Origin of the sequence: Vibrio tapetis subsp. tapetis, from assembly GCF_900233005.1 — a bacterium.
Taxonomy (GTDB): Bacteria; Pseudomonadota; Gammaproteobacteria; order Enterobacterales; family Vibrionaceae; genus Vibrio; species Vibrio tapetis.
The window spans coordinates 2,144,984-2,158,430 of record NZ_LT960611.1 but is presented as its reverse complement, the minus strand read 5'-3'; the positions used below and the strand labels follow the sequence as shown (position 1 = coordinate 2,158,430).

Below are 13,447 nucleotides of genomic sequence, written 5' to 3'. Positions count from 1 at the left end.
TCCAACTTCCTCGTAGTAGCAGTTCTAGTGTTTCCCTTAGCTTCAAATTCAGATTCGATAATTTTTATAACCCGTTAAAATATGTGTGCAAGATAGCAATCGCTTGTTCTGATCCTTCGACTTATTTCCTGTTAAGGAAGTACCAGTCGGTGAGTTCTGAGCCTGTTATTTAATGCTATTCAAAATGCGTATTTCAATAATTAATTTAAGAGAGGACAAATATGGCACGTTCAGCCGGTCGTAAGAGATTCTGGTTTCAAAAAAACCACAACGTAAGCAAAAAATAAGAGAGATATGACAGTAGATTTTAATATTAGAGAAAACAACGTCTTCTGGACGTCGAAAATGCACCAACTCAATAGCGATATCTTAAAGAGGCACGTGCTGGTACTTGGAAAAGTTTCAGATATTGACCTTGAATTTCACTATTGCCAACAATCAGGTAAAGGACAAATCCTGAATAGAAAAGGACGCCAGCTAGGCAGCTTTATGGTTCAAAGCGCTTAACTGACGTATTCGTAGATTAAACATCACTTAAAAATACCCAATATTCATGCGTAATCACGGCGCATAATTTGGATATTTTCTTACCAACGTAACCTTTACATTAATAGTCTAAACAGACCATTGATTAAAAGGCGCCAGTGCTCGATGTTACTTGACTGCTGTTGAACGTATTATTCGCACCACTTTGCCATTCTACCGATGCGGTAGGATTAGCTTCTGAACGTTTCAAACATTTCCATTCGATATTCGCGGCACTAGGGACTGAAATCGTTGCCTGCCAAGAAGGGTAGTTTGTCGGTGTGAGTTTAATGGCACCTGCTGGCAACCAACTGCCTAATTGAGTTTGATTACCCACTGCGTAAACGCTTTGCCCGAATGAAGTCTGGCCGTTGTTACATGTGAAGGTCACATCAACAAGATTGGTTTCATCACTGCCTTTAGCGTGTAAAACAATAGATTCATTTTGGTCTAAATGAAGTGTTGCTGCGCCAGATGTTACCGAGACAACATCACTACCTACCAAACTGGTGTAAGAGCCATTCGCTAAGCCAAGGTTTGCGACATTAATTGACTGATTGTTGCCTTTATTAACAGCAACGACAACGACGTCATTTCCTGATTTACGTTCATAAACAAGGATATCGTCATTAACCCAACGTTGCGTATAGCTGCCTTTTTGAATGGCAGGGCTGACTTTTCGTAGATCGGCTAGCGCTTTAATGATTCCAAATGCTTCGGTGGTTTCATCAAAACTTGGCATTTTTTCACGGTTGTAAGGGTCACTTCCCACTTGGCCAAATGCGTTCGTGGTAAAGTTTGCCGCATATTGTTCAGTACCATAGTAGATGGCTGGGATCCCTCGGACGGTCATAGTGACGACTAAGCCCAACTCGACACGCTTTTTAGCAAAATCAGCAGACTGATTACCCCCTTGTTCACTATTGCCAGGGCCAAAAGTACTTGCGTTTGAGCGCAATGCGGTCGAGATTCGCGCCATGTCGTGGTTATCCAAAAAGACCACTTGCCAATCATCACTGCTAAATACGTTTGAACGTTTTACTAAATAGTCGTTAAGGGTCTGCATCGTATTACCCGGACGATTAGTAAGCAGACGCTCCATCGTATCTCGGTAACCAAAATCGAGAAGGGCAGAACCTGAAGTGTTTGCGTAATCAATCGCGTAACCATCGATCCCTTCCGTTGTATTAGCACTGGCTCCGAACCACTCACCAAAGAAGTAGAATCCTTCGCGGCCGATTGTTTTTGAGTAATCGTAAATGTCGGTTGTCCATTTCTGGATGAACGCTTTATCCATATGTTTAATTGCATCGATTCGAATTGCATCGACACCGGCATCTATCCAAAACTTGGAACCGTCTAATAGATACTTATAAACGGCCGGGTTTGCTTGATTGAAATCCGATAAGTTAAATAAGTTGTAGTTACGGACTTGATTCCAGTCAGTCCAGTCAGTAACGCCACCGTTGTGGTGATACCAGTCAGTACCAGCAGCAACGTCTGTTTGATAGTTCGTTATGTATTGTCCATCGCGATATAGAGCGCCGTATTCGTTTTCATCATTACCACTAGAATGGTTAGGTGCGTAGTCCAAGACCATTTTCATGTTGTACTCAGAACTGTGCATCTTAGCGGTGAGCTCTTTGAAGTCATCCATTGTGCCAAGGTGCTCGTCTACGCGGAAAAAGTCGCGCCCCCAATAACCATGGTATCCGGCGCCGCCGTGTTTATCTGTGTTGTCTGCGTTATCAACGGGTGGAGTAATCCAAATAGCGGTTACGCCCATCGACTTTAGGTATGGCAGTTTATTAATAAGGCCACGGATGTCTCCACCAACGTATTTCTTGAGGTTGTTGGGGTCATAAGTTGCAGGGTTATTACCTGTGTTGTTCGCGGAATCACCATCACTAAAACGATCTAAAAAAACAAAGTAGATTGTCTCTTGTCGGAAGTCTAAAAATGTCTCACTGGCTTGAGCTTGACTTGCTGAAGCCAAGACCGAGTTCGTATCTACAACATTTGCCATTGATGCACTCGCGGCCAAAGAGGCCAGTATCGCGGTGCATAATATGGTTGTTTTTTTCATGGTGATTCCCCCGAATCAGTTTAGTTAAAAAGCGATAAATTGGTTTCCATTAAATCGTAAGGTTCTGTTCTGATATAAAATCAAATATGTGGCAAAACTCCGTATTTAGATTAAATCGGAATTTCTTACCAATATCTGAGGTGGTGATATCTTGGTTGTTCACTCTGGCGATCAGCTCTTTTCCGCCAATTTTGAAGTAAAGATATTTCTCGTTACCCATATTCTCAACAACCGTTAATTCGCCTTCAAATGCATTGAATGAGTCGCCTTCTTCTGCCAAAGAGATATGTTCAGGGCGAATACCAAAACAGACGGGCTTATTAATAAAGTCTTGCAGTTTGGTTTGCTTATCGAGTGGAATGTACATGCGCACATCGGGCGCAATTTCAACAAACGTGTCCTCGCCAGATTGACGTAAAACGGTGTCGACCAAGTTCATGGCAGGAGAACCAATGAAACTGGCGACAAATTTGTTTTCAGGGCGGTTATATAAATTAGATGGCGTGTCGACTTGCATGATTTTGCCTTGGTTTAGCACGCAAATTCGATCGCCAAGGGTTAAGGCTTCCGTCTGATCATGGGTTACGTAGATCATGGTCGCTGGATTGCCTTCCTCTTTGAGAGACTGGTGGAGTTGAGCGATTTTAACTCGCATTGATACACGCAGCTTTGCATCCAAATTAGATAAAGGCTCATCGAAAAGAAAGACTTCTGGCTTACGCACAATAGCGCGACCAACCGCGACTCGTTGACGTTGCCCGCCAGACATCTCTTTTGGCTTTCTATCCAGTAAGTCCGTTATTTCAAGTTTTTCAGCGGCTTCTTCAACACGCTGCTTGATTTCTTCTTTCGACTTTTTCTGCATTTTTAGGCCAAATGCCATGTTGTCGAATACGGTTTTATGTGGGTACAAGGCATAGTTTTGAAATACCATCGCGATACCACGATCTTTGGGAGGAAGTGTATTAACGATTTGATTACCGATAAACACTTCGCCGCCACTGATGTCTTCAAGGCCTGCAATCATGCGTAGAGTCGTGGATTTTGCACAGCCTGATGGCCCAACGAAAACCATGAATTCGCCATCTTTGATATCTAGGTCAATGCCGTGAACCGCTTTAAAACCGTTCTCATATTGTTTTTCTACTTTGCGTAGGCTTACCGTTGCCATTTGATACTCCGCATTCGGTGGTGTTTCCAATAACTGTATATTTACTGAGTGATTTCAATGATTCACTGGGTAAAGACACAAAGGCGCGCTAACGGCAGTAGCTAACGCGCCAGAGTGAAAAAGCTTACTGGCACTTCATTACGAGTGCTCGTACGGGTTTTTTGTCTTTAGAGATTTCAATGCTCCAAAGGTATTTTCCGTCTTCTGGAATGTTGACCACGGTGTTCTTAGCGAAACCACCGCGCTTGAGTTGTTTTTCATAACCGACGGTCATTTCCATTCCCGCTGCGGTGTATTGAGGGTTCCAACTCATTGTCGCGAATTGCAGGCTTACGTTACCGGCTGTTTCTTGGCTGACAACTTGGTAAATACCGTCGCCTTTGTGCGCCATTTGGTGGTTTTCATTGTGCATCCACTGGCCTTCGGCGAAGGTGCCTACGACGTATAAAGAAGGGCGAATTGGCCCGCGTTCTTCAACCGTTGGCAAGTTACAGTCAGCAAATGGGCCTGACGCAATTTGTGCTGTCGTTGCTTCTTCACTGGTGCTAGCGCAACCCATTAATGTTGCAGATAAAAGAGCCGTTAAAATTAATGTACGTTTCATCATTATTCACCTAATGGTTATTTGTATATCGATATTAAATGGTCAGGTTAACTTGAGTATCTTGGTCAAATATGTGGCTAAAAAAGGTATCAAAATTAAAGCGCAACGATTGCCCGATATCGCAAGCGGCTAGGGCGCTATAGCGAAGGCGAGATATCATTTCTTTGTGGGCGATTTTAAAATGAACAAGCTGAAAACCGTCTTTGGTTTCAAGCGAGGTCAATTCGCCATGAATAGTATTCAATTGATCGTTTTCTTCAGCGATGGATATAAAGTCAGGGCGGATCCCGAAATCGACTTTCTGGTCTACATAATGATGGAGTTTTTCTTGTTGGCTTTTTGGCAGAAACAGGCGGCTACCGTCATTCAGTTCAAGAAATAAATTGTGCTTATCGAGTCGTATCGTAGATTCGATCAAATTAAAGTTGTCATCCATCATTACGTATCGCCTTATGCTTGTTATTTGAATAAGTTGGCGAACAGCCCTTTGCGCGCCTGCGCGGCTGTTTCTTCGGTGGTCGGGTTACTCTTGTTCTGTTGCTTTGCTTTATCATGGCTCAGAGTTAAGCGGTTTAGTGCCGCTAAATTCTTGTAATAAGCGCGCGCATCTTTTGCTGGATAACCAAATAGATCGCTGTTTTCTGGGAATGAGTGACTGACGCCAGATTTAGCTTTAACCACCGAGTTCTTGCCTATGGTTAAGTTGCCCGCCGTGCCTGCTTGCCCATGAACAATCACGTTATCTTCTAAGATGGTATGGCCTGCAAACCCTGCTTGAGACACGAGTAAACAGTGTTTGCCGATGTGGCAGTCATGGCCAATTTGCACTAGGTTATCGATTTTAGTGCCTTGGCCAATAATGGTGTCGCCAAGGGTGCCTCGGTCGATGGTGTTATTGCAGCCAATTTCCACATCGTCTTCGATGATCACTCGGCCGACACTTTCTACTCGTTCGTATCGGTTACGTTTTCCGGCCATGTATTCAAAGCTAAAGTTACCAATAGAGTTGTTTGAATCGATGGTGACGTTGTTGCCAATGATGGTGCCTTCTTTAATGACGGTATTGGCATGGATAGCCACGTTATTGCCAATGGTTACGCCATTCATGATTTTTACACCAGGCATGAAATGGCAATGTTCACCAATGGTGCAGTGCTTACCTACATAGACGTCAGGTGATTCTGAGGTGTTTCCTTGATCGAAAAGCTGATACTTATGAACCTTGTACAGTTTTAATAAGTGGTTTAGCTTTTCTGTGTCTAATTGTTCGATGACGATTTTTACTTTTGCGTCACTTTTTAATACATCTTTTGGGCCGATGATGACATCAGCGAAAGTTTCGGAAATTGCCTTAAGATCTTTCTTAGCGAATACGATCGCTAAGCCACCTTTTTCGTGGCTACGAATAGGGCGAATAAATGAAATTTCATTTACGCCATCTCCAACTATTTCTCCCCCGATAATAGCGGCAAGTTCCGAAACTTTAATCATAATGTCTTCTCTTTAAGTTAAATTAGAAACGATAAAGCGCTTGGAGGAAGAAAGTGTTTTGTTCAACGATTTTTTCTTCCCCTTCTTTTTGAGTGAACGTTTCTTTGTCTTTTGCCCATTCGTATTCGGCTTTGACTAACCAGTCGTCGCCAACGGCTTGTTCATAACCGACTGTCGCTTTACGAATATCTTTGAAATATTCTGAATCTTTTGCCCAGCCATCAGAGACAGTTGTTTTGTTTTCACCGATGCGAGTTCTGACATAAAGGGCACCAGCGTCTTCAAAGCTGTATTGTACAATTGGCTCAGCATACTTTTCCGTGAAGTCACTGACTTCGTTGATAGTACCATCGCCGTTTTTCGCATCGTTATCTTTGATTTGGTAATAAAGTTCTACGCCAAACTCCCAGTTACCCATGCGTTTGTATGGCTTAATTAAGAAGCTGTAACCTTTCTCTTGACGAGTACCCCATGAATTTTTGTCTTCATCATTGTAAAGATACTCAAGGTTGGTATAGACCCCCGCGTTGTACTCGTTATTCCAATAAGTTAGATAAGGGCGCACGCTGTGCTCAGCTTTACTGATCCCTAACCCTTTCGTACCACTCGTGCTATAGATTTTCCCGCGAGTGTATTCCAAGTCATAGATCAATCCAGTAGTCCAACCGTCACCAAGATCAAAGCCTTTGTTTAGTGACATTAGGTGTTTGAAAGATTCCTCTAGTTCTGAATCATTGGATTTCTTACTTGTTTTATTTCGATTGACTTGTTTAAGAGCATATAGAGCCGATAAATCCCATTTAGAGTTCTTATAGAACACACCAAATATTTCATGGGTCTTAGTTTTCTCAGTAAAATCCCCGCCCCAAGAAGCGAAATCAGTAACGTCTTTTTCTTCGTATTCATACGATGTACCAATATGACCGCCAAATTGCATTGCATCGTTTAGAACAGAATCGTAGATACTGTCTTCGACTGTAAATCCACGTTGATTATTTGCAGCGTAAGCAGAGGTACTAACAACAAGTGCATTTGCCACCAATACCGAAATTAATGTTTTGTTCACAACATTTCCTTATCAACTCATCCAGAGTTGCGAGTAAGAGCTAAGACCAATTAAAAAATTAGTAGTTCACGTCGAACGCCTAATTATTGTTCTGCATTTAAATTTGTTTTTCTTCCCTAGTCGTTCCTAAATGAGAGTTTGGTCACTAACGTAGCTTTGTTTTGTTGATTTGCGTCACAAATATTGGTGTTTTGGATTCACCGAGCGATTGGGTTTTGTGTTCGTTATTTTAAGGTTGATTCATTTAATAAGCGATTGGAATATTGCTTATAAAGCCTTTTAACCACTGTAATGGTGATGCTTGTCACAATTGTCATTTGGTTTTTCCGATTAAATATTGACTTACGTTTGAACAGAATTAATCTAGTAGTACATTATGAACTACCACATGTAACGGAAACGGTGTAGGCATGAACAAAAATCTATTAGCAACTGCTTTATTAGCGTCGGTATTTATGGGAGGCATGGCCAATGCTGAAGAAATAAAACCGGAATCAGGCGCTGAACTACTCATCTGGACAGACAAGACAACCGTCGACTATATGGAGTATGCGGCAAAGGAATTTAATGCAGACTTTGGCTACGACGTGAGCTTCTCTTTTCGTGGGTTAGCACCCATTGATTCAGCATCACGCCTAATTCAAGACGGCGGTTCAGCACGCGTTGCAGATGTAGCGGAAATAGAGCATGACCTACTTGGCCGCTTGGTTGTTGCTGGTGGCGCGATGGAAAACTTAGTCTCAGCTGAGCGAATAGAACAAACGTTTATGGATAATGCGATTGCAGCTGCAAAAGCGGAGGGTATCGATTACGGCTTTCCGGTTAGCTTTGCCACCACCGCGTTGTTCTATAACAAAGACCTCTTACCTAATCCCCCAAAGACGTTTGAAGAGTTGGTGGAATTTTCCAAGACGTTTAATGACAAGAAAGCGCATAAGTACGCGTTACTTTGGGATATTCAGAATTACTACGAATCACGAATGTTTGTGAGTTTATATGGAGCGTATGAGTTTGGTAAGCAAGGTACAGATGCAAAGGATATTGGCATCAGTTCCGAAAAGGCACAACAAGGCCTAGCGGCGATGAAAACGTTGCAAGCAGCCAATAACTCAAATCCAAACGACATGCGCAACCCTCAGGTTCGCCGTGGTTTATTTAACGAGGGAAAAGTTGCAGCGATTATTGATGGCCCTTGGGCAATTCAAGGCTATCAGAATTCGGGTGTGAATTTCGGCGTTGTTGCAATGCCAACACTGGATGGCCAGCAACCAAGAACATTTTCAACCGTACGCTTAGCGGTCGTGTCTTCATACACGGAATACCCGCGTGCTGCTCAACTATTCGCCGATTATATTTCGTCGCCTAAAATGCTGACCAAGCGTTATGAAATGACCCAATCTATTCCACCTATCAAGTCAGTACTTGAAGAAATCATTGTGGATGCCGACGAGGCAACCTACGCGATCATCACTCAAAGTTATTATGCCGATGCGATGCCGTCGATTCCAGAAATGGGCTTCATTTGGTCGCCAATGGCGAGTGCGATTACCGCTTTGTGGGTAAGTAATAAAACGCCAAAAGAAGCATTAGACAGAGCATATTCAATTATCCAAGAGCAGATTCAGCTACAGGAATAAAGAGGATTTATGCAGTTAACTGATACCAAAGTGGTGCCAAAAGTGCCTGCCTCGATTTTGATAATGGGCGCGACTCAGATTCAAAAGGGGCATTGGGTTAAAGGGGTGCTCTTTCTTGCCTTGCAGGTTCTTACCTTGCTCATGCTACCTGATTTAGTTGTGATGCTAAAAGGGCTCGTGAGCTTAGGTGATGTCGCGCAAGTTCGTAAGGGCTTTAAGGTGATACCCGGCGATCATTCAATCTTCATGTTAGTTGAAGGGGTGATCGGACTGATGTCCCTCTTCCTTGTTGCCTGTATTTACGTTGTTAACGTGAAAGATGCACGAGTATGTGAGCGCACCTCTTTGTCTGTGTGGCAACAGCTAAAGGAAATCTATGACAGTAAGTTTGCGTTTATTGTGCTGTCTCCTGCTGTGATTGCGAGTATTGCATTCATCATCATGCCGATCGTCATCACCGTGTTGGTTTCGTTTACTAACTACTCGGCACCAAACCATATACCGCCAAGAAATTTGGTTGATTGGGTCGGTTTTAAGAACTTCTTTTCGCTGTTTGAGCTAAAGATTTGGTCCAGTACCTTCTTTGGTGTTGCTAGCTGGACAGTACTTTGGGCATTTTTTGCCACAATATGCACGTGTGGCTTTGGTTTCATCCTTGCGATGGCCTTGCAGAATAAGAAGATTAAAGCGAAGAAAGCATGGCGCTTTATCTTTATTCTACCTTATGCAATCCCGGCTTTTGTTACTTTGTTGATGTTCCGTTTATTGCTTAATGGAGTCGGGCCTGTTAACGCAACGCTAAATAGCTGGGGGTTTGATTCTGTTGCATTTTTGTCTGACCCGATACTCGCCAAGTTTACTGTTATAGCGGTGAGTGTGTGGGTGGGAGCACCCTATTTCATGCTGTTGATCGCCGGAGCATTAACCAATATTCCTGCTGATCTATACGAAGCAAGCGAAGTGGATGGCGCCAATAAATTTCAGCAGTTCTGGGAAATAACCTTGCCAATGGTATTGCACCAAGTTGCGCCTTCTTTGGTGATGACGTTTGCCCATAACTTCAATAACTTCGGCGCTATTTTCCTATTAACCGAAGGTGGCCCAATTAACCCTGAGTATCGTTTTGCAGGTCATACCGATATTTTGATTACTTGGATATACAAACTGACTCTTGATTTCCAGCAATATCAAATTGCATCGGTGATCTCGATTATTATTTTCTTATTCTTGTCTGGCATCGCGATATGGCAGTTTAGAAGAATGAACTCATTTAAAGACGATGTGGGCATGTAATTATGGGTAAAATTTTAGAGAAACTAGGGACGTTGATCGTCTACCTATTTTTAACCCTGAATGCCTTATTGGTACTAGGGCCTGTGATTTGGACGATTTTGGCGTCGTTCAAAAAAGGCAACAATTTGTTCAGTACTTCCTTTAGTAATATTGAATTTACTCTGGAGCATTACAGTGCGTTGTTCACCGATACGCCTTATTTTGAGTGGTACAAAAATACCTTTATTTTAGCGACATCAAATATGCTGATCTCTTTGGTTATCGTCACCATGACGGCGTTTGTGTTTTCGCGTTACCGTTTTAAAGGTAAGCGGAACATCATGATGAGCATTTTGGTATTGCAAATGTTCCCAGCCTTTTTATCCATGACCGCGATTTATATCTTGCTCTCAAAAATGGGCTTGATTGATACCTATATCGGTTTGCTGTTTGTTTATGTCACAGGTTCTCTTCCATTTATGGTGTGGTTAGTTAAAGGCTATTTTGATGCGATACCCACCTCGTTAGATGAAGCCGCAAAAATTGATGGCGCTGGGCATATGACCATCTTCCTAGAAATCATATTGCCGTTGGCAAAGCCCATTTTAGTGTTCGTCGGTTTGGTGTCATTTACCGGCCCTTGGATGGACTTTATTTTGCCAACCTTGATATTACGCAGCGAAGAAAAAATGACATTGGCGATAGGTATATTCAGTTGGATTTCATCTAACTCTGCAGAAAACTTTACCTTGTTTGCCGCAGGTTCACTATTGGTCGCAGTACCGATAACCCTGTTATTTGTCGCGACTCAAAAACACATCACCACCGGTCTCGTCAGCGGTGCAGTAAAAGAATAATAATTAGGAAATACAAAACATGATTACTAAAAGTTCTTTGACCCACTCGGCAAAGAGTGCGGACAGTTACGCCTACGATAAAGAGACACTGCATATTCGACTGCGCAGTGCAAAAGGCGAAGTAGAGCGAGTGTCACTATGGATAGGTGACCCTTACCATTGGGCCGAAGGCGGCTTAGATGGCGGTAATTTAGGGGGCAGTGATGCCCACGGGTGGGTCGGTGGTAATGAAGTCGAAATGGTTTTAGAGGGCACAACGGAATACCATGATCATTGGTTTGCAGCCTTTAAACCACCAAAACGCAGAAGCCGCTACGGTTTCATTCTTTATGGAAAAGAGGGTGAAAAAATCCTGTTTGGTGAAAGAAAATGTGCCGATTTAAGTGATGATCGTGAGGCAGAAATTGAGCTAAGTAATCTGAGTAATTTTTACTGCTTCCCTTACATCAATCCAAAGGATGTGTTGCAAACACCAAATTGGGTGCCAGATACGATTTGGTATCAGATCTTCCCTGAACGATTTGCGAACGGTCGGCCTGAGATTTCGCCATCAAATGTGATGCCTTGGGGCAGCACGCCTGTCTCGGATAATTTTATGGGTGGCGACTTATGGGGCGTGTTGGATAAGCTTGATTACTTGCAAGAATTGGGCGTTAACGGCTTATATTTTTGCCCGGTTTTTACCGCGAATGCGAACCATAAATATGACACGGTAGATTATTACAATGTTGATCCGCATTTCGGCGGCAATGAAGCGTTTAAAGCGCTGGTGAAAGAAGCGCACAAACGCGGCATGAAAGTGATGTTGGATGCGGTATTTAACCATATTGGGCACCAGTCGCCATTGTGGTTAGATGTTGTCGAAAAAGGTCAGGATTCCAACTATGCGGATTGGTTCTGGATCCATGAATTTCCAGTGTACCCAGACACACCAAAAGATCAGTGGGATTTTTGGAACTTGAACTATGAGACGTTTGCTAACGTCGTTGAGATGCCTAAATTGAATACGGAAAATCCAGAATGTCGGGCTTATTTGCTCGATGTGGCAAAACACTGGGTTGAAGAGTTTGATATCGATGGTTGGCGTTTGGACGTTGCGAACGAAGTCGATCATGCCTTTTGGCGAGATTTTCGCCAAGTCGTTAAAGGCATCAAACCGGATTGCTATATCCTAGGTGAGATCTGGCACGAAGGCATGCCTTGGTTACGGGGAGATCAATACGACTCTTTAATGAACTACCCATTGACGCAAGCCGTGACGGATTACTTTGCGTTAGGCACAACAGACAAACAAGCCTTTATGGATGGAGTCAGCCAGTCGTATCTTTCGTATCCTCGAAACGTCAATGAAGCGATGTTCAACCTGCTGGATAGCCATGACACAACACGTATTATCAGCTTGTGTGACGGTGACAAGGCAAAAGCCAAATTGGCGTACTTATTCATGTTTACCCAAGTGGGGGCTCCATGCATTTATTATGGTGGAGAGATAGGCCTCGATGGGCGACGTGGAATGGGGCAAGAGGGCAATCGAAAATGCATGCCTTGGGATGCCTCGGAGCAAGATTTGGATTTCAAAGCGTTTATTCAATCCATGATTGAGTTGCGTAAGTCACACCCAGAGTTCAATCAAGCCTCTATCGAGTGGTTACCGCTTGCCGACGAGGACTGCGTTGCTTACAAGCGTGGCGATCTGCGTTTTGTACTTAACAACTCTTCAAAAGCCAAATGCCTGATAATTGAGGGTATTAAGATAAACCTAGAAGGGTTTGGTTATCACATTGATGGCGTAAACTAGTTTGAAGCTTGGAGTGTCGATCGAAAGCGATTGGATACGTATGGTGCTCGTTACCACAGGTGGCGAGACCTTACTGGAGTCCAAATACAAAACACCGCATTCGGTGGATACCATCGTTTCGAGTTTGAATGTCAGAATTTCGAATCATCAGTTTCGTTATGGCGCGATCGAGCGCATAGGGATAAGTATTTCTGAGTATTTGCAATTCGGATTTGGACAGGGCACTCCTCTTCGAGAAAAAATACAAAGCAAATTATTGAGTCATGTACGTAAATACGATTGGAATCAAACGCCAATTACCTGTGCACAAGCGGCGGCGCTAAGCGAAATGAAACGAAATAAGGCAAACAAAAATGAACGCTTGATGACGGTGGTACTGGATACGGATTGCAGTATCGGTTTTTCAACGGCGCGGCCACATGCCGTTGCAACGAGCGACGTCGATTTTTCTCATTGGGCTCACTCGCCATTGCCTTATTATGAAGCGCTTAACGATGGGTTAACCCCCATTTGTCGATGCGGTAAAGAGAATTGCATTGATCAGTTTTTGTCCATTAGCGGTTTAGAACGTCAGTATCATCAATTGGTGCTTAAAAATCTAACCGTGCAAGAAATCTTTGATGCCTTAGAACGGTATGACATGCAGGCGACCAGAATCTATCGGATGTATGTAGACCAATTAGCACGGGCATTGTCATCTCAAATTTCGCAATTGCGTCCAACACGTTTGGTCTTGTATGGAATGATAAGTCGTTATCCGGCCTTAGCGTTCGATTTAAAAGCCGCGTTGGGGCGTTATTGTAATAACTCAGATATTCCACTCGTATCTTGTTCAGAGTTAGGTCACTTTTCTAGTGCTTATGGTGCGACACTTCATTCATAAAAAATTAGAGTCAAATTGTTGGTAATGGTAGTCTTAGGTAAGAAGGTTAATGAATAG

12 protein-coding genes are annotated in these 13,447 nt (G+C 43.1%); 6 read left to right on the top strand and 6 right to left on the bottom strand.

The features are described 5' to 3' along the window. The first annotated feature begins 294 nt into the window (after positions 1 to 294). On the top strand, positions 295 to 507 hold the full coding sequence (locus VTAP4600_RS09565) for a hypothetical protein (RefSeq protein WP_102522593.1): 213 nt from the start codon (positions 295 to 297) through the stop codon (positions 505 to 507). Between the two features lie 124 nt (positions 508 to 631). On the opposite strand, the gene VTAP4600_RS09560 is transcribed toward VTAP4600_RS09565, so the two are convergent. The 6 genes from VTAP4600_RS09560 to VTAP4600_RS09535 all read right to left on the bottom strand — a co-directional run bounded on the left by VTAP4600_RS09560 (position 632) and on the right by VTAP4600_RS09535 (position 6,943). Next, entirely contained in the window at positions 632 to 2,611 is a 1,980-nt protein-coding gene (locus VTAP4600_RS09560; RefSeq protein WP_102522592.1) for an alpha-amylase family glycosyl hydrolase, read from the bottom strand. 49 nt (positions 2,612 to 2,660) lie between these two features. Then, positions 2,661 to 3,782, bottom strand: a complete 1,122-nt coding sequence (locus VTAP4600_RS09555; protein WP_102522591.1) for an ABC transporter ATP-binding protein — start codon at positions 3,780 to 3,782, stop codon at positions 2,661 to 2,663. A gap of 124 nt (positions 3,783 to 3,906) precedes the next feature. After that, positions 3,907 to 4,386, bottom strand: a complete 480-nt coding sequence (locus VTAP4600_RS09550; protein ID WP_102522590.1) for a glycosidase — start codon at positions 4,384 to 4,386, stop codon at positions 3,907 to 3,909. Between the two features lie 34 nt (positions 4,387 to 4,420). Then, complete coding sequence (locus tag VTAP4600_RS09545) at positions 4,421 to 4,825, bottom strand: hypothetical protein (protein ID WP_102522589.1); 405 nt, start codon at positions 4,823 to 4,825, stop codon at positions 4,421 to 4,423. A 20-nt stretch (positions 4,826 to 4,845) separates the two neighbouring features. After that, the gene (locus tag VTAP4600_RS09540; protein ID WP_102522588.1) at positions 4,846 to 5,877 is read right to left on the bottom strand and encodes a UDP-3-O-(3-hydroxymyristoyl)glucosamine N-acyltransferase; all 1,032 of its coding nucleotides are present in this window, start codon (positions 5,875 to 5,877) and stop codon (positions 4,846 to 4,848) included. 22 nt (positions 5,878 to 5,899) lie between these two features. Continuing rightward, positions 5,900 to 6,943: a porin gene (locus tag VTAP4600_RS09535; RefSeq protein WP_102522587.1), complete on the bottom strand. Its 1,044-nt coding sequence runs from the start codon at positions 6,941 to 6,943 to the stop codon at positions 5,900 to 5,902. A gap of 410 nt (positions 6,944 to 7,353) precedes the next feature. Between VTAP4600_RS09535 and VTAP4600_RS09530 the strand changes: the two genes are divergently transcribed. The 5 genes from VTAP4600_RS09530 to VTAP4600_RS09510 are packed head-to-tail and all read left to right on the top strand — an operon-like array spanning position 7,354 to position 13,390. Further along, positions 7,354 to 8,580: a sugar ABC transporter substrate-binding protein gene (locus VTAP4600_RS09530; protein ID WP_102522586.1), complete on the top strand. Its 1,227-nt coding sequence runs from the start codon at positions 7,354 to 7,356 to the stop codon at positions 8,578 to 8,580. A 9-nt stretch (positions 8,581 to 8,589) separates the two neighbouring features. Further along, entirely contained in the window at positions 8,590 to 9,873 is a 1,284-nt protein-coding gene (locus VTAP4600_RS09525) for a carbohydrate ABC transporter permease (RefSeq protein WP_102522585.1), read from the top strand. A gap of 2 nt (positions 9,874 to 9,875) precedes the next feature. Beyond that, positions 9,876 to 10,709 carry a sugar ABC transporter permease gene (locus tag VTAP4600_RS09520; RefSeq protein ID WP_102522584.1) on the top strand — a complete coding sequence of 278 codons (834 nt, stop codon included), beginning with the start codon at positions 9,876 to 9,878 and terminating at the stop codon, positions 10,707 to 10,709. A 19-nt stretch (positions 10,710 to 10,728) separates the two neighbouring features. Beyond that, complete coding sequence (locus VTAP4600_RS09515) at positions 10,729 to 12,507, top strand: glycoside hydrolase family 13 protein (RefSeq protein ID WP_102522583.1); 1,779 nt, start codon at positions 10,729 to 10,731, stop codon at positions 12,505 to 12,507. A gap of 13 nt (positions 12,508 to 12,520) precedes the next feature. Continuing rightward, positions 12,521 to 13,390 (top strand): ROK family protein, encoded by an 870-nt coding sequence (locus VTAP4600_RS09510; protein WP_145958574.1) that lies wholly within the window; start codon positions 12,521 to 12,523, stop codon positions 13,388 to 13,390. Positions 13,391 to 13,447 lie beyond the last annotated feature (57 nt).